The sequence below is a fragment of the Kitasatospora sp. NPDC023120 genome (assembly GCF_055560835.1).
In genome coordinates this window covers 15,101-37,277 of the sequence record NZ_JBVHHY010000021.1, presented here as the reverse complement: position 1 = coordinate 37,277, position 22,177 = coordinate 15,101, and the positions used below count along the sequence as shown (strand labels likewise).

The following is a 22,177-nucleotide window of genomic DNA, read 5'->3' as shown; positions in this document are numbered from 1 at the left end:
CGGCACGGTCGGCTTGCGCTCCCTGGGTGGCCCGGCCGGACCTCCGGACCGGCGCGCGGGCCGGAGTGTTGCTATGACTGGGTTTCGAGCCATTTCGTCCGGCTCCCATCCCCGAGGAGGCATCCTCATGGGTGCTGCAACAACCGACACCGACGTGGTGCACATTCTCTGGATCAACGCCGGCCTCAGCTGCGACGGTGACTCCGTCTCGCTGACCGCCGCGATGCAGCCCAGCATCGAGGAGATCGTCACCGGCGCGCTGCCAGGCCTGCCCAAGGTCGCGGTGCACTGGCCGCTGATCGACTTCGAGTGCGGCCCGGTCCAGGGCGCGGACAACTTCGTCGAGTGGTTCTTCAAGGCCGACCGCGGCGAGATCGAGCCGTTCGTCCTGGTCGTCGAGGGGTCCATCCCCAACGAGAACATCAAGGAGGAGGGCTACTGGTGCGGCTTCGGTGACGACCCCGTCACCGGTCAGCCCATCACCACCAGCGAGTGGCTGGACCGGCTCGCGCCCAAGGCGACCGCCGTGGTCGCGATCGGCACCTGCGCCACGTACGGCGGCATCCACGCGATGGCCGGAAACCCGACCGGCGCCATGGGCGTGCCGGACTACCTGGGCTGGGACTGGAAGTCGAAGGCCGGACTGCCGATCGTCTGCGTGCCGGGCTGCCCGATCCAGCCCGACAACTTCGCCGAGACGCTCACCTACCTGCTGTACCAGCTGGCCGGCTCCGCGCCGATGATCCCGCTGGACGACAAGCTGCGCCCGGCCTGGCTGTTCGGCGCCACCGTGCACGAGGGCTGCGACCGCGGCGGCTACTACGAGCAGGGCCAGTTCGCCACCGACTACGGCACGCCCGAGTGCCTGGTGCGGCTCGGCTGCTGGGGACCGGTCGTCAAGTGCAACGTCACCAAGCGCGGCTGGACCAACGGCATCGGTGGCTGCCCGAACGTGGGCGGCATCTGCATCGCCTGCACCATGCCGGGCTTCCCGGACAAGTTCATGCCCTTCATGGACCCGCCGCCCGGCTCGCGGATCTCCAGCAACGCCAGCGGCGCGTACGGCGCGGTGATCCGCCGGCTGCGCGCGATCACACTGCACACCCTCGACAAGGAACCGAAGTGGCGCCACACCGGCCGCCACCTGACCACGGGCTACCGCCCGCCCTGGTGACGTCGCAGGGCCGCACACCGTCGCGGTGTGCGGCCCGTCGCCGCCGCCCCCGCCCCCGTTCAGAGAAGGACACCACAGACACGATGGCAACACCGACGACCAGGGCGGCCGGCGACGGCAGCGGCCTGACCGAGATGTCCTGGGACCCGATCACCCGGATCGTGGGCAGCCTCGGCATCCACACGAAGATCGACTTCAAGCAGAAGCGCGTCGCCGAGTGCTACAGCACCTCCTCGGTCTTCCGCGGCTACAGCGTCTTCATGCGCGGCAAGGACCCGCGCGACGCCCACTTCATCACCAGCCGGATCTGCGGGATCTGCGGCGACAACCACGCCACCTGTTCGGTCTACACCCAGAACATGGCGTACGGGGTGAAACCCCCGCACCTCGGTGAGTGGATCATCAACCTCGGCGAGGCCGCCGAGTACATGTTCGACCACAACATCTTCCAGGAGAACCTGGTCGGGGTCGACTACTGCGAGAAGATGGTCCGCGAGACCAACCCGGGCGTCCTGGAACTGGCCGAGCGCACCGAGGCGCCGCACGCCGGCGACCACGGCTACAAGACGATCGCCGACATCATGCGCTCGCTCAACCCGATCGAGGGCGAGTTCTACCGCGAGGCGCTGCAGGTCAGCCGGTACACCCGGGAGATGTTCTGCCTGATGGAGGGCCGCCACGTGCACCCCTCCACGCTCTACCCGGGCGGCGTCGGCACGGTCGCGACGGTGCAGCTGTTCACCGACTACCTGACCCGGCTGATGCGCTACGTCGAGTTCATGAAGAAGGTCGTGCCGCTGCACGACGACCTGTTCGACTTCTTCTACCAGGCGCTGCCCGGCTACGAGGAGGTCGGCCGACGGCGGGTGCTGCTCGGCTGCTGGGGCAGCCTCAACGACCCGGACCACTGCGACTTCACGTACCGCAACATGACGGACTGGGGCCGCAGGATGTTCGTCACCCCCGGCGTCGTCGTGGACGGAAAGCTCGTCACCAACGACCTGACGCAGATCAACCTCGGCATCCGGATCCTGCTCGGCAGCTCCTACTACGAGGACTGGCAGGGCAAGGAGCTCTTCGTCACCCACGACCCGCTGGGCAACCCGGTCGACCCCCGGCACCCCTGGAACCAGCACACCATCCCGCAGCCGCAGAAGCGGAACTTCGACGACAAGTACAGCTGGGTGATGTCCCCGCGCTGGTTCGACGGCAAGGACCACCTCGCCCTGGACACCGGCGGCGGCCCGATCGCCCGGCTGTGGTCCACCGCGCTGTCCGGGCTGGTCGACATCGGCTACGTCAAGGCGACCGGGCACAGCGTGCAGATCAACCTGCCCCGCTCGATGACCAAGCCCGAGGTCACCTTCGAGTGGAAGATCCCGCAGTGGAGCAACGCCCTCGAACGCAACCGCGCCCGCACCTACTTCCAGGCCTACGCGGCCGCGGCCGCCCTGCACTTCGCCGAGAAGGCGCTCGACGAGGTCCGGGCCGGGCGCAGCCAGACCTGGGAGCGCTTCGAGGTGCCGGACGAGTCGATCGGCTGCGGCTTCACCGAGGCCGTGCGCGGCGTGCTCTCGCACCACATGGTGATCCGCGACGGGAAGATCGCCAACTACCACCCGTACCCGCCCACCCCGTGGAACGCCAGCGTCCGCGACAGCTACGGCACGCCGGGACCGTACGAGGACGCGGTGCAGAACACCCCGATCTTCGAGGAGAACTCCCCGGAGGACTTCAAGGGCATCGACATCATGCGCACCGTGCGCAGCTTCGACCCCTGCCTGCCCTGCGGCGTGCACATGTACGTCGGCGGACGCACCCTGCAGACCATGCACGTGCCCACCGGCCTGAGCGGGCTCACCGCATGACCGCCGAGCAGACCGGGCTGCGGATCCAGGAGGCGCTGGACGCCCTGGCCGGCAGCGGCGTCGAGCAGGCCGGCGAGCAACTGGTCCGCGACCTGATGGACTTCTACGGCCAGGGGCTCACCAGGATCGTCCCCGCGCTGCCGCCGCCCGCCCTGGAACGGATGCTGGACGACCCGGCGGTGGCCGGGCTGCTGCTCCTGCACGACCTGCACCCCGAGCCCGTCGCCGCCCGGATCGACCGGGCGCTCGCGGCCCTGCCCGAACGGGTCGAGGTGCTCGGCTTCGACCCGGCCAGCGGCGTCCTGCGGCTGCGCCGCACCGCCCCCTCCTCCGGCTGCGGCTGCGGCCTCGCGGAGGGGGACGTCGAGGCCGCCCTCGCCTGCCACGCCCCCGAGGTGACGTCCCTGGAGCTGGAACGCGCCCCGAAGCTGCTGCAGATCGGCACCCGCCCGCCGCAGACCGCGGAGGCCCGATGAACACCCGGCGGATCTCCCGCGACGGGACGGCCCTGCTGCGCCGGCTGCGCGAGCCGGCGCCGCCGCGCCCCGAGCAGTGCGGCTTCTGCGGCCGGGACCTGCCCGCCGGCCACCGCCACCTGGTGGACGTCGAGGAGCGCGCCCTGGCCTGCACCTGCACCGGCTGCGCCCTGCTGTTCCAGCAGCCCGGTGCGGCCGGCGGCCGCTACCGGACCGTGCCGGAGCGCTACCTCGCCGACCCCGACGGCGGGTTGGACGAGCGGGCCTGGTCGGCGCTGGGCATCCCGGTCGGCACCGCGTTCCTGTTCCGCAACGCCGTACTGGACCAACTGTTCGCCTGCTACCCGGGCCCGGCCGGTGCCACCGAGAGCGAGGTGGACGAGGAGGCCTGGGAACGCACTCTCGGCGGCAGCCGGCTGGCCGCGGCCCTGGAACCGGACGTCGAGGCGCTGCTGCTGCGCCGCGCCGAGCAGCGCGTCGAGTGCTTCCTGGTGCCGATCGACGTCTGCTACGAGCTGGTCGGCCGGCTGCGGCGCTGCCGGCACGGCTTCGACGGCGGCGCCGAGGCCCGGGCCGAACTCGACGCGTTCTTCGAGCGCCTGGCCGCCCGGGCCCGCCCGCTGCCCGCGGAGGTGACGGCATGACGGAGCTCGGCTTCGCCTGCACCGGCGTGCGCGCCGACCCGTACGCGGCCGCGCCGACCCTGGTGTTCCGGCTGCGGATCACCGCGCCGCCCGACACCCGGGTGCACGCCCTCGCCCTGCGCTGCCAGCTGCGGATCGAACCGGTCCGCCGCTCCTACGCCGAGCCGGAGGGCGGGCGGCTGGCCGACCTGTTCGGCGAACGGGAGCGCTGGGCGAGCACGCTCCACCCGATCCAGTTCGCCACCGTGCCGCTGCTGGTGCCCGGCTTCACCGGCGAGACCGAGACCGACCTCGCGGTGCCGTGCAGCTACGACCTGGAGGTCGCCTCCGCCCGCTACTTCCGGGCGCTCGACGGCGGCGAGGTACCACTGCTGCTGCTCTTCTCCGGCACCGCCTTCGTCGGGCCGGGCGGCTTCCAGGTCGCCCCGGTGCCCTGGGACAAGGAGGTCCCGGTACGCATGCCGGTGCGGGTCTGGCGGGAGGCGATCGACCAGCACTTCCCCGGCTGCGGCTGGCTGCGCCTGCCCGACGATCTGATGGACCGACTGCTGGCCTACCGCTCCCGGCGGGCCCTGCCCTCCTGGGAGGCGACGGTGCGTGAGCTGCTGGCGGCGGCCGCGGCCGAGGAGCCGGCCACGATCGGGGAGGCGGCCCGGTGAGCGGCTACCCGGCCGTGATCGAGCGCGGCTTCGCCGCCGCCCGGCAGGTCGCCGACGCCGTGCTGCTGGAGGGCTACGTGCTCTACCCGTACCGCGCCTCGGCGGCGAAGAACCGGCTGCGCTGGCAGTTCGGCGTCCTGGTGCCGCCCGAGTACACCGCGCAGGGCGGCGAGCACTCGCACCAGCGCACCGAGTGCGTCATGGAAGCGCGCGGCGAGGACCGGCTGGCGGTCGAGCTGCGCTTCCTGCGGGTGCAGCGGCGCACCGTCGAACAGGCGACGGCCGCCGGCGGGTTCGAGCCGGTCGAGCGGCTGGAGCTCGCCGACCGGGTGCTGGTGGAGTGGAACGAGGGTGTCCTGGAGCGGGTCGAACTCCTGCTGGAGGTCGAGGAGTTGATGGCCGGCGGCGGGGTCCAGCGGGCGTTCCGGCTGCCGGGCGTCGGCGAGACCGAACTGCTGCGCGAGCACGGCACCGCCGTCGGACGGCTGATGCGCCGACGCGAACAGGTCGACGGCCTGGTGCGGTTGACCGCCGAGGACCTGCCCGGGCCGTTCCGGGCGCAGCGCCTGACGGCGGTGGTGGAGAACGTCTCCACCTGGGTGCCGCCCCGGCGGGCGAGCCGGGAGGAGGCGCTGCCCCGCTCCCTGGTCTCCGCGCACCTGCTGATCGGGCTGGAGCACGGCCGGTTCGTGTCGGCCACCGATCCGCCCGAGTGGGCCCGTGCGGCCGTCGACCGGTGCCGCAACCGGCACACCTGGCCCGTACTGGCCGGGCCGGAGGGCGAGTCCCGGGTGGTGCTGTCCTCGCCGATCATCCTGGAGGACCACCCGAAGGTGGCCCCGGAGAGCCTCGGCACGCTGTACGACGCCACCGAGATCGACGAGATCCTCGCGCTGCGGACGGCCGCCCTGACCGAGGAGGAGAAGCGGGAGGCCCGGGGCACCGACGAACGGGCCGCGGCCGTGATCGACCTCGCGGACTCCATGCCGCCCGAGGTGCTGGAGCGCCTGCACGGCGCCATCCGCGGGCTGCGCGAGCTCACCGGGGGCGCCGACGACGGGCAGCAGCCCTGGTGGGACCCGGGCGGCGACCCGGGGGTCGACCCCGAGCGGGACCGGGTCCTGGTCGACGGCCGGTCGGTCGGCGCCGGGAGCCGGGTCCTGCTGCGGCCCGGGCGGCGGCGCACCGACGCCCAGGACCTCTTCCTGGACGGGCGCACCGGCGTGGTGGAGGCTGTGCTGCACGACGTCGACGGCTCGGTGCACCTGGCCGTCACGGTGGAGGACGACCCGGGCGCCGACCTCTGGCGGGCCCAGGGCCGGTTCCGCTACTTCCAGCCCGACGAGGTCACCCCGCTGGAGGAGTCGTGAGCGGGAGCGGGGTGCTGGTCGCCGGGGTGGGCAACATCTTCCTCGGCGACGACGGGTTCGGCGTGGAGACCGTCCGGCGGCTGTCCGCGCACCCGCTGCCGGACGGCGTGGAGGTGGTCGACGTCGGCGTGCGCGGGGTGGACCTCGCGTACCGGCTGCTCGACGGCTACCGGACCGCCGTCCTGGTGGACGCCACCCGCCGCGGCGGGGCGCCCGGCACGGTGTACCTGATCGAGGCGGCCGCCGACTCGTCGGCGGAGCCGCTGCTGGACGGGCACCGGATGGGGCCGGACGCCGTGCTCGCACTGCTCGCCACGCTCGCCGCCGGCACCGGCGGCGAACCGCCCGGGCGAGTGCTGGTGGTCGGCTGCGAGCCGGCCTCCCTGGAGGAGGGCATCGGACTGAGCGCCCCCGTCGCCGCCGCCGTCGAGGAGGCGGTCCGAGTGGTCCTGCGGGTCGTGGACGAGGCCACGCAGCCGGAGAAGGAGACGACACCATGCTGAGGAAACTGTTCTGCGCGGCCCTGCTGGCCGGGATCGGCGCCCTGGTCTGGCAGAGCCTGCCGGACATCAAGCGGTACCTGCGGATCTCGCGCATGTGAGCGGCGCATTGCTGCGAACGGCGCAGCCCCGGGCGCGGTGGCGGCGCGGCTTCGAGCCGTCGCCGCCGTCGCGCCTTGTAATGGGGCGCGTCTCCGAAGCCCGGCCCGTCGACGCCGAAGCCCGACCCGTCGCCCGCCGGAGCCCGGCCCGTTGCCGCCCGCCGTGGGAAGGGACCCATGCACGAGATGTCGATCGCCGCCGCCGTCGTCGAGCAGGTGGACGCGGCCGCGCGCGAACACGGGGCCCCCGGGGTGGCGCGGGTGCGGCTGCAGGTGGGCGACTTGGCGGGCGTCGTCCCGCAGGCGCTCGACTTCTGCTTCGAACTGGTCTGCGCCGGAACGCTGGTGGAGGGCGCGGTGCTGCACACCGAGCCGGTCGAGGCGCGGGCCCGCTGCGTGCCCTGTGACACCGAGTGGGCCGTCGGCATGCCGCCGGACCTCGGCTGCCCGAGCTGCACCGGCGGCGGCGTCGAGCTGCTGTCCGGACGCGAGCTCCAGATCCTCGACGTCGAGTGGGCCGAGCGCCCGGACGTCCCGGTCGAACAGAAAGGCTGATGCCGATGTGCCGCACGGTCGACCTCCGCCAGGCGGTCCTCGCCCGCAACGACGACAGCGCCCGCGAGCTGCGGGCCGCACTGGCCGCCCGGGGCACGGTCGCGGTGAACCTGCTCTCCAGCCCGGGCAGCGGCAAGACCGCCCTGCTGGAAGCCGAGTTGGGGCTGGCCCGGCGGCGCGGGGTGCCGGTCGCCGCGCTGACCGCCGACCTCGCCACCGAGAACGACGCGCTGCGGCTGGCCCGTTCCGGCGTGCCGGTCAAGCAGGTCCTCACCGACGGGCTCTGCCACCTGGAGGCGCGGATGCTCGCCGGGCACCTGGACGGCTGGCTGCCGCAGGACTGCCGGCTGCTGTTCGTGGAGAACGTCGGCAACCTGGTCTGCCCCGCCTCGTACGACCTCGGGGAGTCGCTGCGGGTGGTGTTGGCCTCGGTGACCGAGGGCGAGGACAAGCCGCTGAAGTACCCGACCGCGTTCGGGCTGGCCAACCTGGTGCTGGTGACCAAGACCGACCTCGCCGCGGCGGCCGAGTTCGACGAGGCCGCGTTCACGGCGAACGTCCGGCGGGTCAACCCGGGGGTGGAGGTGGTGCACACCTCCGCCCGCACCGGTGAGGGCGTCGGGGCGCTGCTGGAGCGGGCGTCGGCCGTCCTGGGCGGTGCCGAGCCGCACCGGCCGGTGATGGCTGCCGCGCCCCACGGGCACGGACACGAGCACGGGCACGAGCACGGGCACGGGCACGGACACGGGCACGGGCACGGGCACGGGCACGCGGTGGTCGGGGAGGCCCCGTGACGGCCGGTCACCCGGAGCTCGACCGCGAGCGGCGGCGGGTCGCCGTCCGCGGCCTCGTCCAAGGGGTCGGCTTCCGGCCCTTCGTCTTCACCCTGGCCGGTGAACTCGGACTGGCCGGCAGCGTCACCAACACCGGCGAGGGCGTGCTGGCCGAGGTCGAGGGCAGCCGGGCGGCGGTCGAGGAGTTCTGCCGACGGGTGGCCGGGGACGCGCCGCCGCTGGCGCACGTGGCCTCCGTCGACCACACGCCGCTCACCGCCACCGGGGCGACCGGCTTCGCCATCACCCCGTCGCGGACCGACGGACCCCGGGCCACCCTGATCCCGCCCGACGTCGCCGTCTGCGCCGACTGCCTCGCCGAACTCGCCGACCCGGCCGACCGCCGCCACCGGCACCCCTTCATCAGCTGCACCAACTGCGGCCCCCGGCACACCATCGTCACCGGCCTGCCGTACGACCGCGCCAACACCACCATGGCCGGCTTCCCGATGTGCGCGGACTGCTCCCGGGAGTACACCGACCCGGCCGACCGGCGCTTCCACGCGCAGCCCGTCGCCTGCCACGCCTGCGGGCCGCGGCTCGCGCTGACCGTGCCCGGGCGCGCCGACCTCGCCGGGGAGGACGCCCTCAGCGGAGCCCGCCGACTGCTGGCCGCCGGGGCGGTCCTCGCCGTCAAGGGCATCGGCGGCTACCACCTGGCCTGCGACGCGCGCGACGCCGAAGCCGTCGCCCTGCTGCGCCGGCGCAAGCGGCGCGGCGACAAGCCCTTCGCCCTGATGGCCCGGGACCTCGCCACCGTGGAGGGCCTGCTGCCGCTCGGCCCGGTCGAGCGGGAACTGCTCACCGGTCCGGTCCGGCCGATCGTCCTGCTGCGCCGCCCCGGCGCCCCGCCGCCGGGGTTCGAGGCGGTCGCCCCGCGCAGCCCCGACCTCGGGGTGATGCTGCCGTACACCCCGCTGCACCACCTGCTGCTCGCCGCGCCCGGGCCGGACCTGCTGGTGATGACCAGTGCCAACCTCTCCGGCGAGCCGATCGTCACCGACGACCGGGAGGCACTGGACCGGCTCGCCCCGCTGGTCGACGGCTGGCTCACCCACGACCGGCCGATCCACGTGCCCTGCGAGGACTCGGTGGTGCGGGTGGTGGACGGCGAGCAGCTGCCGCTGCGCCGCTCGCGCGGGTACGCGCCGCTGCCGCTCCCGCTGCCGGTGCCCGTCCGCCCGGTGCTCGCGGTCGGGGGAGACCTGAAGAACACCTTCGCGCTGGCCCGGGACGGCTACGCCTGGCTCTCCGGCCACATCGGGGACATGGACGACCTGGCCACGCTGCGCGCCTTCGACCGCGCGGTCGAGCAGCTCGGCACGGTCAGCGGGGTGCGGCCGGAACTGCTGGTCACCGACCGGCACCCCGGCTACCGCTCGGTCCGGCACGCCCAGCGGACCGCCGCCGGCCGCCCGGTGCGGCAGGTGCAGCACCACCACGCGCACATCGCCGCCGTGATGGCCGAGCACGGCCTCGACGGCAGCCGTCCGGTGCTCGGCCTGGCCTTCGACGGCACCGGCTACGGTGAGGACGGCGCGATCTGGGGCGGCGAGGTGCTGCTCGCCGACTACGACGGGTTCCGCCGACTCGCCCACCTCGCCTCCGTACCGCTGCCCGGCGGGGACGCGGCGGTGGAGCGCCCGTACCGGACGGCGCTGGCGCACCTGCGCGCCGCCGGACTGCCCTGGACGCCCGGGCTACCGCCGGTCGCCGCCTGCTCGGCGGAGGAACTGCGGCTGCTGGAGCGGCAGTTGGAGCGCGGGCTGAACTGCGTGCCGAGCTCCGGCATGGGCCGGCTCTTCGACGCGGTCTCCTCGCTCGCCGGGATCTGCCAGCGGGCCGGGTACGAGGCCCAGGCGGCGATCGAACTGGAGGCGGCAGCGGCCGGGTTCGGCCCGGCGGAGGGCTACCGGTTCGGGCTGCCCACCCGGGACGGCGGCTGGATCGCCGACCCGGCGCCGGTGCTGGCCGCGGTGGTGGCGGACGTGACCGCGGGAGCGCCCGTCGGGCTGGTCGCCGCGCGCTTCCACGCCGCGGTCGCCGGCCTGGTCCGGCGGGTCTGCGCGGCCGTCCGGGAGCGGTACGGCACGACGACGGTGGCGCTCAGCGGCGGAGTCTTCGCCAACGCCCTGCTCTCCTCGGCCTGCGCGAGCGGCCTCGGGGCGGACGGGTTCACCGTGCTGCGGCACCGCCGGGTGCCGCCCAACGACGGAGGGCTGGCGCTCGGCCAGCTGATGGTGGCCGCCCGGTCGGCGGCCGCCCGGGAGGAGTGAGAGCGGATGTGCCTGGCGGTGCCCGGCAGGGTGACGGAGATCGGGGAACGCGACGGGACCCGGATGGCGGTCATGGACTTCGGCGGAGTGGTCAAGGACGTGTGCCTGGAGTACCTGCCCGACCTGGAGGTGGGCGACTACGCCATCGTCCACGTGGGCTTCGCGCTGCAACGGCTGGACGAGGAGTCGGCGCGGCGCACCCTCGCCCTGTTCGAGGAACTCGGGCTGCTGCAGGAGGAGTTCGGAGACCCCTGGGAGGCGGCGGGGGCCATGGGGACGGCGGGGAAGTCGGACCCGGCACGAGAGGTCGAGGAGGGCGGACGATGAAGTACCTGGAGGAGTTCCGGAACCCGGAGCTGGCGGAGGGCCTGCTCGCGGACATCAGGGCGACGGTCACCCGGCCGTGGGCGCTGATGGAGGTCTGCGGCGGTCAGACGCACAGCATCATCCGGCACGCCATCGACCAACTCCTGCCGGACGAGGTCGAGTTGATCCACGGCCCGGGCTGCCCGGTGTGCGTCACCCCGCTGGAGGTGATCGACCGCGCGCTGGCGATCGCCGCCCGGCCGGAGGTGGTCTTCTGCTCCTTCGGGGACATGCTGCGGGTGCCCGGCACCGACCGCGACCTGTTCCGGGTCCGCGGCGAGGGCGGCGACGTCCGGGTGGTCTACTCGCCGCTCGACGCGCTGCGGATCGCACGGGAGAACCCGGACCGCGAGGTGGTCTTCTTCGGCATCGGCTTCGAGACCACCGCGCCGCCGAACGCGATGGCCGTCCACCTGGCCCGCGAGCAGGGCCTGCGCAACTTCAGCATGCTGGTCTCGCACGTCCGGGTGCCCCCGGCGATCGACGCGATCATGGAGTCGCCGGACTGCCGCGTCCAGGGCTTCCTCGCCGCCGGGCACGTGTGCAGCGTGATGGGCACCGAGGAGTACCCGGCGCTCGCCGATCGCCACCGGGTGCCGATCGTGGTCACCGGCTTCGAGCCGCTCGACATCCTGGAGGGGATCCGGCGCACCGTACGGCAGTTGGAGCGGGGGGAACACACCGTCGACAACGCGTACCCGCGGGCCGTACGGCCGGAGGGCAACCCTGCCGCGCGCGCCATGCTGGAGGACGTCTTCGAGGTCGCCGACCGCGCCTGGCGGGGCATCGGCGTGATCCCGCAGAGCGGCTGGCGGCTCTCGCCGCGCTACCGCGACCACGACGCCGAACACCGCTTCGACGTCGCCGGGATCACCACCCGCGAGCCCGCCGCCTGCCGCAGCGGCGAGGTGCTGCAGGGCCTGCTGAAGCCCCACCAGTGCGAGGCCTTCGGCACGGTCTGCACCCCGCGCACCCCGCTCGGCGCCACCATGGTCTCCAGCGAGGGCGCCTGCGCCGCGTACTACCTCTACCGGCGGCTGAGCACGCCGACGCCGGTCGTCACGGAAGAGGTGAGCCCCGTTGGCTGACACCGAGATCCTCACCGCAGCGCCCGACTTCTCCGGTTGGAGCTGCCCGCTGCCGCTGCGCGACCACCCCCGGGTGGTGATGGGGCACGGCGGCGGCGGGGCGATGTCCGCCGAACTGGTGGAGAACCTCTTCGCGCCGGCCTTCGGCGGACCGGTCCTCGCCGGGCTCGGCGACTCCGCCGTGGTGCAACTCGGCGGGGCCAGGCTCGCCTTCTCCACCGACTCCTACGTGGTGCGGCCGCTGTTCTTCCCGGGCGGCAGCATCGGCGACCTCGCCGTCAACGGCACCGTCAACGACCTCGCGATGAGCGGGGCCAAGGCGGCGTACCTCTCCTGCGGGTTCATCCTGGAGGAGGGGGTGGAGATGGCCGTGGTCGACCGGGTGGCCAGGGCGCTCGGCGCCGCCGCCCGCACCGCCGGGGTCGAGGTGGCCACCGGGGACACCAAGGTGGTCGAGGCCGGGCACGGGGACGGCGTCTACCTGAACACCGCCGGCATCGGGCTGGTGGCCCCGGGGGTCGACATCCGGCCGCAGCGGGCCGCCCCCGGCGACGTGGTGATCGTCAGCGGGCCGATCGGGCTGCACGGCATCGCGATCATGAGCGTCCGGGAGGGACTGGAGTTCGGGGTCGAGGTGCGCAGCGACTGCGCGGCGCTCGGCGGCCTGGTCGAGGCGATGCTGGCGGTCACCCCTGACCTGCACGTGCTGCGCGACCCCACCCGGGGCGGGCTGGCGGCAGCCCTCAACGAGATCGCGGCCGCCGCCGGGGTGGGCGTGACGCTGAGCGAGCGGGCCGTCCCCGTACCCGAGGCCGTGGCCAATGCCTGCGCCCTGCTGGGGCTGGACCCGATGTACGTCGCCAACGAGGGCAAGCTCGTCGCCTTCGTGCCGCGGCGGGAGGCGGACGCGGTCCTCGCCGCCATGCGCGCCCACCCGCTCGGCGCGGAGGCGGTGGTGATCGGCGAGTGCGTCGCGGACCACCCCGGCATGGTCGTCGCCCGGACCGGCTTCGGCGGCACCCGGGTGGTGGACCTGCCGATGGGGGAGCAGCTGCCGCGGATCTGCTGACGCTGCGCCAGGCATGCCAGGCATGCCTGGCCGTGCCGCCCCGGGAGCCCGGCTCCCGGGGCGGTGGCGTGTCCCGGGCATGGCCCCAGGCGTGCGCCGCTCGGCCGAAGGGGGTGATTCGGCGGGCGAACGAGTGTAGGGCGCACGCGCCCTGCGGCTGTTCGGGTTCAGTGCTCCGGACACTGTGACCACTCGTGTCCGTCCGGAAGGAGCCATCGGTGGAACCCGCAAGACCTCGACCGCGCCCGGTCGCCTTCGGACGGCCGCTCACCGCGGTACTGGCGCTCTCCCTGGCCGCCGGTCCGGCCCTGGTGTCGGCGCACGCGTGGCGGCCGGGAGCCCGTCGACACCGGCACCCGTGGTCCAGGGCGGCAGCGACCAGCCGCCGGACCGTTCGCCGCGGACCGAACCGACGAGTCCGAGGAGGGTGCGGCCGGCCGTCAGGGCGCCGGGCGTGTACGTCGTCGACGTGGACGCGGCGGTCGGCGCCACCACGTTCGGGGAAGCCTCGATCGCGGTGAACCCGACCGACCCCAAGCAGATCGCGATCACCCGTTTCACGTTCCCGTGGAACAACAACGCCGACCTGCTCTACTCCGCCGACGGCGAGATCACCTGGAACGACGAGGCGACCATCCCGCCGCCCCCGGGCGTGGCGAACACCGCGGGCGGGCCGAACGACCAGACGATCGACTTCGGCCGCAACGGCACGCTCTACGCCACCTTCCTGACCGGCGGGAACCAGATCGTCACCGGCTCGACCACCGATCCGACCAAGCTCGCGTCGTGGGGCTGGAACAACCCGACGCCCACCACCACCCAGATCACCAGCGCCCTGTGACACCGACATGAGCCGGAAGGGGCCCGCCCTGCGGGCCCCTTCCGCCTGATCCCGACACGAAGAGCAGGGGAGGACCGACCGTGCGCTCCGCGGACTCCGAGGTGGAAGTGGTCGTGACCGCGCCCAACCACGGCATCGGCCTGTGGATGGTCGGCGCGTTCGTGCTCACCTTCGTGGGCACCCGCGTGATCACCCGGCTGATCCGGGCCGGGCGCGGGCCCTTCCGCAACGTCGAGGTCGGCGGCACCCACGTGCACCACCAGGTGTACGGCATCCTCGCGATGCTGGTGGCCGGCGCGATGGAGTTCGCCTACCGCCCGGACACGCCGGGTGCGCAGATCCTGGCCGCGCTCTTCGGAGCCGGCGCCGCGCTCACCCTCGACGAGTACGCGCTGTGGCTGCACCTGGAGGACGTCTACTGGGCGCGCGAGGGTCGCAAGTCCGTCGACGCGGCGTTCCTGGCGGTGGCGGTCGGCCTGCTGCTGGTCGCCGGGGTCAACCCGTTCGCCGACACCGGCCGGGGCACCTCCGCCCACGTGACCTTGGCCGTGGTGCTGCTCATCGACCTGCTGTTCTCCGTCGGAGCGATCCTCAAGGGCAAGACGGCGCTCGGGGTGATCGGGCTGCTGGTGCCCCTGGTCTCGATGGTCGCCAGCCTGCGGCTGGCCAAGCCCGAATCGCCGTGGGCCCGCTGGCGCTACCCGCCGGGCTCGCGCCGGGCCGAGCGCGCGCTGCGGCGCTACCCGCCCGGCCGGCGGACCCGGATGGACGCCCTGAAGGACTTCATCGGGGGCGTCCCCCGGTAGTGGGACCCGGGCGGGCGGTACGGCCCCGGGTCAGTTCAGGAAGCGGCGCAGGGAGTCCGCCATGGCTCGGACGAAGCGCTCCCGGGTCTCCGCGGGGAGCAGGTCGAGGGACAGGTAGGGGTTGAGGTCCTCCAGCTCGACCAGGAGCAGGCGCCCGTCCGGCGCCCGGCAGGCGTCCACCCGCTGGATCCCCTGGTCGAGCGTGTTCCAGGCGACGAAGCGCCGCGCGAACTCGAGGTCGGCCGCGCTCGGTGCGTACGGCTCCAGCACCCAGCGCTTGGCCGGGTCGGGTGCGTGGAGGGCGTACTGGAAGGTGTCGTCGACGAAGTAGAACGAGACCTCGTACCGGAAGTCGATCTGCGGCTGGACCAGCACCTCGCCCCACTCGGGACCGTCCGGGCCGTCCAGCTCGGCGCGGGTGAGGAAGCGCAGGCCGATGCTGTCGGCGCCCTCCCGGGGCTTCACCGCGTAGCGGTCGGCGGCGGGCAGCCGGTCGAGGTCCTGCGGACGGTCGACGGTGGGGATGACCGGGTAGTCGGCCTCGGTCAGGTCGAGCAGGTAGCGCTTCCCGGCCATGTCCCCCCGGCCGGTCAGCGGGTTGTAGACCCGGACGCCGGCGGCCAGCGCCCGGGCGCGGAAACGGGCGTACTCCTCCCGGTAGTGCAGCACCGGTCCGCTGTTGCGTACCACGACCGCGTCGAAGCGCTCCATCAGGGCGCGGGCGTCGAGCGGGTGGCACAGGGCCAGGTCGAACCACTTCCGCAGCCGGGAGGTGAGGAAGACGTCCTCGTCGCCGTAGCGGCGTCCGCGGGCCCGGTAAGCCAGGTCGGTCACGTACAGCAGGCTGGGCCGATCGGGCACGGGTGCTCCCTCGGTCGGTGGTGGGGAGCGAATCTACCGTAGGGTGCGGATCAGGGGAGACCTCAGTCCTGGAAGGTCCGTTCGTCCAGCAGGTCGAGGTTGCGGAAGGTCGGCGGGCCGTCGCACAGTGCCGCGGCCTGGGCGGCGAACTCGGCGGTCTCCGGGCGGTCGGAGTTCGCCATCGCCTCCTCGTAGGAGGGGAACTCCACGATGTTGAGGTACACGTTCTCGCCGTCGCGGTCACGGGTCTGCAGGGCCCGCGACGCCAGACGGTTTCCCGCGTTCTTCTCGACCCAGCTGTCGAGCAGGGCGTTGAACTCGTCGATGCGACTCGTCCGGTACTCGATGATCTGGATGAACCTCACGAGGCGACCTCCTCGGCTCGGCGCGGGCAGTCCACTGCTCCTCCAGGGTCTCCCCGACGCTCCCGCCCTGCCACCGCGGCCGACGGGGACGACGGGGCCGCCGGGGCCGGTCCGGGTCGATCCGGACCTCCCGCTCCACCTCCGCCACCAGGCCCGGCGCGCGGATGCGCGTTGCGCCGTCGGAGTGCAGGGTGGACGGGTACGGTCCGGCGACCGGTGGACCCCCGGGGAGCCGACGACGACCGAAGGAGGCGCCATGCCGACCAGGAAGTACCTCCGGCGGGCTCTGGCCCTGACCGCCCTCGCCGTGCTGCCGGCCGCCGCGTTCACGCTGCCCTCGGAGGCGGTCGCCACGGTGGCCTCCGCCTCGCAGGCGGTGGCGGCCGCCGTGCCGGTCGCCTTCGTCGACCTGCCCAGCAGCCCGCTGCCGACCGACCACGCGGCGCACCGGATCACGGTCACCTACCGCAACCCCACGGCGGCGGACCAGACCATCGCCCCGCAGATCCTGATCGAGTCACCGGACCAGGGGCCCTTCCTCACGCCGGAGAACGTCAAGCTCGAGGTCCTGACCGGCGGCCACTGGCGGACCGTGGCGCTGGGCAGCCAGACCGGCACCCTGTTCACCAGCCTCACCTCGGCGAAGCTGGTCCTGCACAGCCACCACACGCTCACCCAGTACTACCGGCTCACCGTGCTGACGGCATCGCCGGGGACGGTGCAGCCGAGGGTGGCGCTGTACGGCTGATGCGGAGGGGTGGTCACCAGGGGCGGCGGTCGGCGGGGGTGCCGTGGCCGGTGCGGAGGTGGCGGACGAGGGTGCGGCGGAGGTCGCGGTCGTGGTCGCTACATGATCAGCTGGGGGCGTACGTGGCGGTGGAGATCGGGCTGTCCGCGGCCGAGGTGGCCCGGGTCCGGTTCGCGGTGTCGCCGCTGGCCGAGACGGTGCTCGCACTGCGGGCGGCACTCGGCATCGGCGCGCACGGCGTGCACCGGCCCTGGGTGCGGCGGGCGCGGCCCGTCCTCGCGCGGGATACCGAACTTCCGCTGCTGCACGCCCTGTTGGAAGGCTGTCTGCCCTCCTTCCTGTTCCCGGTGCCCGACGAGCGGCTGCCCTCCTTCGCGACCGAGCTGGCGGGCCTGCGCGCGACGGATCCGGCGTACGTCGCGGCGGAGTGCGCAGCCGCCCCGGGCGCCCGAGCCGGGAGCCTGCCCGAACCGGTCGAGCTGCTGCCCAGGATCGCCGACCCCGACCTCGCCACCCGTCTCGGTGTCACCCCCAGCGCCGTCTCCCAACACCTCGGCGCCCTCCGTGCCGCGGGCCTCGTCGCCACCCGGCGCACCGGCCGCACCGCCGTCCACCTCCGCACCGCCGCGGGCACGGCCCTCACCGGCACGTCGGCCGGTTGACGACGGTGGCCCTCGGGCTCTCGGTGGTCAGCAGTGGCGGCGCTCGCCGGTGGGCAGCGGCACCAGGTCCTCCCGAAGAGCCGGGAACGTCCCCCCACCGGGGCAGATGCTGCGGGCCTCGGCTTGAAGTCAGCTCGGGCCTGGGTGACGGCCCGGGAGCGGGGGCGCGTCCTCCTGACGGTCGATCTGGTCCTCCCGGACCAGCCAGAGCGCGAGGGCCGCACCGATGAGGCTGACCAGTCCGCCGAGCAGCAGCACGAGGTTGAGCCCGTCGAGGAACCCGGCCCGGGCGGCCGCCGAGGCCGCCGCCCGGGCCGGCTCGGGGATCGCCTCCAGCGCCTGCGGCAGGCTGCCGGAGGAAGCGGCCTCGATCAGCTCGCGGGGACGGGCGCCCTCCGCGAGCGGCGTGCCCGCCGCCAGCTCGCGGACCTTGTGGGAGCCCCGGCCGACGAAGATCGCCCCCCAGACGGCGATGCCCACCGCGATGCCGACCTGTCGGAAGGTGTCGTTGATCCCGGCCGCCATGCCGCTCTTCTCCTTCGGCACCACGCTCACCGCGACATCGGCGATCACCGGGTTGATCAGGCCGACGCCCGCGCCGCCGACCAGGAACCCGGCCAGCAGTCCGGTCCAGGTGTCGTCGGGCTGGACGTCGCCCATCAGCAGCATGCCCGCGCCGACCGCGACGAGACCGACGCAGAGCATCAGCCGGGCCGGCACCCGGGAGAGCATGATCCCGGCCACCGGTGCCACGACGAAGCTCAGCAGGGTGATCGGCAGGTAGCGCACACCGGCCGCGAACGGGGACAGCCCGAGGTAGTTCTGCAGGTACAGCGTCAGGTAGAGGAAGAGGGCGAACAGCGAGCTGGAGACGGCGAACGCGGCCAGCTGCACCCCGGTGAAGGCCTGCCGCCGGAACAGCCCGAGCGGCAGCATCGGCTCGGGGACGCGGCGTTCGATCAGCACGAAGACCGCGAGCAGGACGGCCGCGCCGGCGAACAGCCCCACGATCAGCGCGCTGCCCCAGCCCTCGGCGTTGCCCCGCACCAGCGCGAGGACGAGCAGGAACAGGCCGCTGCTGAAGGCCGCGACCCCGGCCCAGTCGATCCGGGTGGCGTTCGGGTCCCGGCTCTCCGCCAGCTTGAGGAAGGTGACGACGAGCGCCGCGGCTCCGATCGGCACGTTGAGGTAGAAGATCCACTCCCAGCCGAGCGAGCTGGTGAGCGCCCCGCCCACCAGCGGCCCGACCGCGACGGCCACCCCGATCGTCGCCCCGTAGACGCCCATCGCCGTGCCGCGCTCGCGACCGGGCGGGAACTCCTGCGCGACCAGGGCCAGCGAGACCGCGAACATCACCGCGCCGCCGACCCCCTGCACCGCACGGGAGACGTTGAGGAACACCGGGTTCGGCGCCAGGGCGCAGAGCAGCGAGGCGCCGGAGAAGATCACCAGCCCGGCGGCGAACGCCCGCCGCCGGCCCAGCCGGTCGGCCAGCGAACCGGCCGTCAGCACCAGGGCGGCGAGCGAGAGCGCATAGGCGTCGAACACCCACTGCAGGTCGGTGAAGCTCGCGCCCAGGTCCTTGCGGATGGAGGGCAGGGCGACGTTGACCACCGTGATGTCGAGCAGCAGCATGAAGGTCGCGACCGAGACGGCGATGAGCGTCCACCACTTGCGTTGCACGGCTGCGGTCTCCTTCGACGGGGATCCGGACGGTCCACCTCGACCGCTGTCCGGGTGGCGACGCCGTCGACCGTACGCAACACCGCCGCCCGGACCCGGGCCGACACGACCGGACGCCCTCGCGGCGGCCCCGTCCGGTCGAGGTCACCGACGGACACCGGCCGAGTGGCCCTCCACCCTCGACGCGCTCACCACCCGAAGATCGGCCCGACCGGCGAGCAGCTCGGCGACCTCCCCCAGGCCTTCACCCGCGGCGTCAGGCGTCGGCAGGGTCGCGGGCGGGGTCGTGGGCGGCGGAGAGGTAGACCCAGGCCTTGGTGCCGGAGGCGAGCACCACCTCGTGGCGGGCGTAGTCGTCCACCTCGTAGGCGTCCGCTGCGGCGAGTTCCTCGTCGGTGATCGCGAAGACCGTGCCGTCGACGGCGTCACCGGCCTGGCTCGACGCCAGGACCAGGGGATGGCGATCGGTGCCGCTGGTGGCGATGACGTCCGGGTCCGTGATCTCGATCATGGTCAGCCGGTACCCGGGCAGTGCGTCCGGCTGCCCGCCCAGCAACCGGCCGAAGCTGCTGAGCTGCACCTGCTCCAACTGCAGCGTGCCGTAGGAGAAGAGACGATGAGGAGCCGTGTCGGCCATGAGGCGTGACCTCCGGGTTGGGCGGGCGGTGGCACGATCCTAGCCACACCCGGCCTGACCTCCCCGGGCAGCGGTTGAGAGGGCAGCGGGTTCCGAGGGCAGCGGTTCAGCCCGCTCCGCCGCGGTGGCGGCTCAGCCGTGTTCCGCGGAGCCGGTGAGCCGGAGTTTGCGCTGGGCCCGCTGGTAGAAGGTGGTGTGGCCGAGCCGGACGACGCGTGCGGCGGCGGGCAGCATGGTCACCTCGACGTCGTCGCCCGGTGAGACGCGGCCGACCAGGAGGCCGTCGGCCTCGACGGCGAGGTCGCCGCTGTGCGGCAGGACCTCCAGATCGAGCCGCTCGCCGCTGGAGAGGAACACGGAGCGGTTGAACGCCGAGTGCGGTGCCACGGGGGTGATCAGCAGCCCCTCGGCGTTGGGGGAGACGATCGGGCCGCCGGCGGAGAAGCTGTACGCGGTGGAGCCGGTCGGCGTGGCGACGACGACCGCGTCGGCGGTGTAGGCGACGAAGGGCTCGCCCTGGACCCGTACGGCGACCGCCGCGGACTTGTGTCCCGGGCTGCGCAGGAGCACGACGTCGTTGAGGGCCGTCTCCTGGGTGGCCCCGAAGCGGGCGTGGACGCCGGAGCGGTTCTCCACGGTGAAACGGTGGGCGTCGACGGCGTCCAGTGCGGCGGGCAGTTCCGGTATGTCGACCTCGGCGAGGAAGCCCAGGCGTCCGACGTTGACGCCCAGGACCGGTGCGTGGCCCCCGGTCGCGAGGCGCATGGCGCGCAGCATGGTGCCGTCCCCGCCGAGACTGATCAGCAGGTCGGCCGTAGCGGCCATCTCCTCGGCCCCGACCGGGATGGCCTCGCAGCCGATCCGGCCCACCTCCGCCGCCAGCCCGAGGACCTTCGTCCCCCGGGCCCGGCTCCAGCGGACCACGGCTTCCACGGTGGGCGCGCAGGTGCGCTCGGGGTGGAGCACCAGCCCCACCGTGCCGATGAATCCCATCCGGGCACCTCGATGTCGGCCAGACCACTGTTGCTCCCTCCAGTCACGCACAGCCGGTCGCCGCCTTCAAGGCCTCCCAGGCCACCGCCGGTCCCTGCCCGTCGCGGAATCTCCGGGCGGGCCGGGTGGTTGGGATTCGGAGAGACGGCCGATGGGCTTCGGCTCCGGCGGCGGCGTTCCGAACCGGCGCCCGGCCGAGCCCTCACCGGGAGGCGTGTCCGATGACTGACAGCACGATCCGCGGGATCGATCCCGCCGCGCGGCCGAGCGGGGACGGGTGTGTGGAGTGTCTGGCGGGGGACGGTCCGGGGTGGTGGCTCCACCTGCGGCGATGCGCCGAGTGCGGGCACATCGGATGCTGTGACTCCTCACCCTCGCAACACGGCACGAGGCATGCCCGGGAGGCGGGGCACCCGTTCCTGGCCAGCTTCGAGCCGGGCGAGGCGTGGCTGTGGAACATCGAGACCGAGCAGTACTACGAGGGGCCGGAGCTGGCGGCGCCCGTCGCGCACCCGGCCTCGCAGCCGACGCCCGGCCCGCGGGGCCGGGTTCCGGCCGACTGGCAGGCGCACCTGCACTGAGACGCTCAGAGCGGCGGGACCGGCAGACGCGGGTCCGTGATCCCACCGGGGCATGCGAGACCGCCGACGTCCCAGCCGGAACGGCCGGCCCCGGCCTGGTAGGCGCTCTCGTAGAAGGCGAGTACGGTCGCTCTCGGATCGGCCTCGGCGCGGGCCGCGTCGTAGCTCAGGACCGCCAGCGGGCTGCCGTTGAGCTCGGTCCACCGGGCGGATGCGGGTGCGAGCGGGTCCTCGGCCAGATGCGCGGGCGCGGGAGTCGTGTAGGAGTAGAAGGCCGGATCGCCCAGGTTGTCGTCCCCGAACCAGAACCCGAAGCTGATCAGCTCCCGGGAGTACGCCTCGCGGGTCACCGGGTCCATGTGCGAGGGCTGGTCGAGGGCGTGGTCGGAGAACCGGGTGTGGGCGATGTCGAACGAGTGCCAGAACAGGTGGACGGGGCTGACCTTTCCCGAGAAGCGTGCCGCGAACTCCTCCAGGACCAGCCCCACCTGGCCGAGCACCTGCCAGGAGCGGTTCGCCCGGACGGGGTCGTAGGCGGCGTGCTCGAAGTCCTCGGCGAACGGGCGGTCGGCGTCGGGCAACCGGTAGGGCCGGGGCGCCCGGATCTCCACCCGGATGTCCAAGGCCGCCAGCGTCTCCAGCGTCTGCCGGTAGAACGAGGCGACGGACTGGCCGAGGAGCGGGAAGGACTCCGTCCTGCCGTCCGCCGTCGCGATGACCAGTCGGTGGTCGACGAAGTCGAAGTCGATGGTGAAGATCGGGTTGCCGTCGACCTGTCCCATGGGCCGCGTGGTGATCCCGCGCCCGGTGAGGTGGAAGGGGACGTTCCACCAGTGGTTGCGCCGCACGCTCGCCGCGAGGCGGATCTTGCCCACCACCTGCGCGAAGCGGTGCAGCGTCTCCTTCGTGTCCCGCCACTCGGCGAGCGGCATCGGTGGGAACAGCTCCATCGCGTGTCCCTCCTGTCCGTCGGCTGCGGTTCCATGATGGCCGCGGTGGTCCGGACGCGCAGACGGAAGCC

At 73.4% G+C, this 22,177-nt stretch carries 25 protein-coding genes; 19 read left to right on the top strand and 6 right to left on the bottom strand.

From position 1 onward, the window contains the following. Positions 1–127 precede the first annotated feature (127 nt). The 16 genes from ACZ3TI_RS28245 to ACZ3TI_RS28170 all read left to right on the top strand — a co-directional run bounded on the left by ACZ3TI_RS28245 (position 128) and on the right by ACZ3TI_RS28170 (position 14,626). Entirely contained in the window at positions 128–1,174 is a 1,047-nt protein-coding gene (locus tag ACZ3TI_RS28245; protein WP_465730981.1) for an NADH-quinone oxidoreductase subunit B family protein, read from the top strand. 83 nt (positions 1,175–1,257) lie between these two features. Next, a complete protein-coding gene (locus tag ACZ3TI_RS28240) occupies positions 1,258–3,042 on the top strand; it encodes a nickel-dependent hydrogenase large subunit (RefSeq protein ID WP_465730979.1) in 1,785 nt (594 codons plus the stop codon). Then, positions 3,039–3,518, top strand: coding sequence for a thioredoxin (locus tag ACZ3TI_RS28235; protein ID WP_465730977.1), 480 nt, complete (start codon positions 3,039–3,041; stop codon positions 3,516–3,518). The genes ACZ3TI_RS28240 and ACZ3TI_RS28235 overlap by 4 nt, the downstream gene beginning before the upstream one ends. Further along, complete coding sequence (locus ACZ3TI_RS28230) at positions 3,515–4,162, top strand: DUF5947 family protein (RefSeq protein WP_465730975.1); 648 nt, start codon at positions 3,515–3,517, stop codon at positions 4,160–4,162. Before ACZ3TI_RS28235 ends, ACZ3TI_RS28230 begins: the two co-directional genes overlap by 4 nt. Beyond that, positions 4,159–4,821: a DUF6084 family protein gene (locus ACZ3TI_RS28225; protein ID WP_465730973.1), complete on the top strand. Its 663-nt coding sequence runs from the start codon at positions 4,159–4,161 to the stop codon at positions 4,819–4,821. Before ACZ3TI_RS28230 ends, ACZ3TI_RS28225 begins: the two co-directional genes overlap by 4 nt. After that, positions 4,818–6,191 (top strand): hypothetical protein, encoded by a 1,374-nt coding sequence (locus ACZ3TI_RS28220; RefSeq protein ID WP_465730971.1) that lies wholly within the window; start codon positions 4,818–4,820, stop codon positions 6,189–6,191. The genes ACZ3TI_RS28225 and ACZ3TI_RS28220 overlap by 4 nt, the downstream gene beginning before the upstream one ends. Next, the gene (locus ACZ3TI_RS28215; RefSeq protein WP_465730969.1) at positions 6,188–6,694 is read left to right on the top strand and encodes a hydrogenase maturation protease; all 507 of its coding nucleotides are present in this window, start codon (positions 6,188–6,190) and stop codon (positions 6,692–6,694) included. Before ACZ3TI_RS28220 ends, ACZ3TI_RS28215 begins: the two co-directional genes overlap by 4 nt. After that, positions 6,688–6,792, top strand: a complete 105-nt coding sequence (locus ACZ3TI_RS28210) for a DUF6893 family small protein (protein ID WP_465730967.1) — start codon at positions 6,688–6,690, stop codon at positions 6,790–6,792. Before ACZ3TI_RS28215 ends, ACZ3TI_RS28210 begins: the two co-directional genes overlap by 7 nt. Positions 6,793–6,969: 177 nt before the next feature. After that, the gene (gene hypA / locus ACZ3TI_RS28205) at positions 6,970–7,347 is read left to right on the top strand and encodes a hydrogenase maturation nickel metallochaperone HypA (protein WP_465730965.1); all 378 of its coding nucleotides are present in this window, start codon (positions 6,970–6,972) and stop codon (positions 7,345–7,347) included. Between the two features lie 5 nt (positions 7,348–7,352). Then, positions 7,353–8,141 (top strand): hydrogenase nickel incorporation protein HypB, encoded by a 789-nt coding sequence (hypB, locus tag ACZ3TI_RS28200; RefSeq protein ID WP_465730963.1) that lies wholly within the window; start codon positions 7,353–7,355, stop codon positions 8,139–8,141. Beyond that, positions 8,138–10,456: a carbamoyltransferase HypF gene (gene hypF / locus ACZ3TI_RS28195; RefSeq protein WP_465730961.1), complete on the top strand. Its 2,319-nt coding sequence runs from the start codon at positions 8,138–8,140 to the stop codon at positions 10,454–10,456. The genes hypB and hypF overlap by 4 nt, the downstream gene beginning before the upstream one ends. A gap of 6 nt (positions 10,457–10,462) precedes the next feature. Beyond that, positions 10,463–10,783 (top strand): HypC/HybG/HupF family hydrogenase formation chaperone, encoded by a 321-nt coding sequence (locus ACZ3TI_RS28190; RefSeq protein ID WP_465730959.1) that lies wholly within the window; start codon positions 10,463–10,465, stop codon positions 10,781–10,783. After that, positions 10,780–11,910 carry a hydrogenase formation protein HypD gene (hypD, locus tag ACZ3TI_RS28185; RefSeq protein ID WP_465730957.1) on the top strand — a complete coding sequence of 377 codons (1,131 nt, stop codon included), beginning with the start codon at positions 10,780–10,782 and terminating at the stop codon, positions 11,908–11,910. The genes ACZ3TI_RS28190 and hypD overlap by 4 nt, the downstream gene beginning before the upstream one ends. 79 nt (positions 11,911–11,989) lie before the next feature. Then, positions 11,990–12,979, top strand: coding sequence for a hydrogenase expression/formation protein HypE (gene hypE, locus ACZ3TI_RS28180; protein WP_465731199.1), 990 nt, complete (start codon positions 11,990–11,992; stop codon positions 12,977–12,979). A gap of 454 nt (positions 12,980–13,433) precedes the next feature. Next, a complete protein-coding gene (locus ACZ3TI_RS28175) occupies positions 13,434–13,820 on the top strand; it encodes a hypothetical protein (protein WP_465730955.1) in 387 nt (128 codons plus the stop codon). An 80-nt stretch (positions 13,821–13,900) separates the two neighbouring features. Then, complete coding sequence (locus tag ACZ3TI_RS28170; RefSeq protein ID WP_465730953.1) at positions 13,901–14,626, top strand: hypothetical protein; 726 nt, start codon at positions 13,901–13,903, stop codon at positions 14,624–14,626. Positions 14,627–14,656: 30 nt separating this feature from the next. Here ACZ3TI_RS28170 and ACZ3TI_RS28165 read toward each other — a convergent pair whose 3' ends face one another. Beyond that, positions 14,657–15,487, bottom strand: coding sequence for an ATP-grasp domain-containing protein (locus ACZ3TI_RS28165; protein WP_465730951.1), 831 nt, complete (start codon positions 15,485–15,487; stop codon positions 14,657–14,659). A gap of 62 nt (positions 15,488–15,549) precedes the next feature. Further along, complete coding sequence (locus tag ACZ3TI_RS28160; protein ID WP_465730949.1) at positions 15,550–15,852, bottom strand: hypothetical protein; 303 nt, start codon at positions 15,850–15,852, stop codon at positions 15,550–15,552. A gap of 256 nt (positions 15,853–16,108) precedes the next feature. On the opposite strand from ACZ3TI_RS28160, the gene ACZ3TI_RS28155 reads away from it, so the two are divergent. Both ACZ3TI_RS28155 and ACZ3TI_RS28150 read left to right on the top strand, forming a co-directional pair. Next, on the top strand, positions 16,109–16,600 hold the full coding sequence (locus tag ACZ3TI_RS28155) for a signal peptide protein (protein WP_465730947.1): 492 nt from the start codon (positions 16,109–16,111) through the stop codon (positions 16,598–16,600). Between the two features lie 122 nt (positions 16,601–16,722). Then, positions 16,723–17,262, top strand: a complete 540-nt coding sequence (locus ACZ3TI_RS28150; protein ID WP_465730945.1) for an ArsR family transcriptional regulator — start codon at positions 16,723–16,725, stop codon at positions 17,260–17,262. A 129-nt stretch (positions 17,263–17,391) separates the two neighbouring features. Here ACZ3TI_RS28150 and ACZ3TI_RS28145 read toward each other — a convergent pair whose 3' ends face one another. The 3 genes from ACZ3TI_RS28145 to ACZ3TI_RS28135 form a co-directional block, all read right to left on the bottom strand. Continuing rightward, positions 17,392–18,945, bottom strand: coding sequence for an MFS transporter (locus tag ACZ3TI_RS28145; protein WP_465730943.1), 1,554 nt, complete (start codon positions 18,943–18,945; stop codon positions 17,392–17,394). A 256-nt stretch (positions 18,946–19,201) separates the two neighbouring features. After that, complete coding sequence (locus ACZ3TI_RS28140) at positions 19,202–19,582, bottom strand: gamma-glutamylcyclotransferase family protein (protein WP_465730941.1); 381 nt, start codon at positions 19,580–19,582, stop codon at positions 19,202–19,204. A 132-nt stretch (positions 19,583–19,714) separates the two neighbouring features. Beyond that, positions 19,715–20,575, bottom strand: a complete 861-nt coding sequence (locus ACZ3TI_RS28135) for an NAD(+)/NADH kinase (protein ID WP_465730939.1) — start codon at positions 20,573–20,575, stop codon at positions 19,715–19,717. 221 nt (positions 20,576–20,796) lie between these two features. On the opposite strand from ACZ3TI_RS28135, the gene ACZ3TI_RS28130 reads away from it, so the two are divergent. Then, positions 20,797–21,156, top strand: coding sequence for a UBP-type zinc finger domain-containing protein (locus tag ACZ3TI_RS28130; protein ID WP_465730937.1), 360 nt, complete (start codon positions 20,797–20,799; stop codon positions 21,154–21,156). A gap of 5 nt (positions 21,157–21,161) precedes the next feature. On the opposite strand, the gene ACZ3TI_RS28125 is transcribed toward ACZ3TI_RS28130, so the two are convergent. Continuing rightward, positions 21,162–22,106 (bottom strand): DUF5996 family protein, encoded by a 945-nt coding sequence (locus tag ACZ3TI_RS28125; protein ID WP_465730935.1) that lies wholly within the window; start codon positions 22,104–22,106, stop codon positions 21,162–21,164. Between the last annotated feature and the right edge of the window lie 71 nt (positions 22,107–22,177).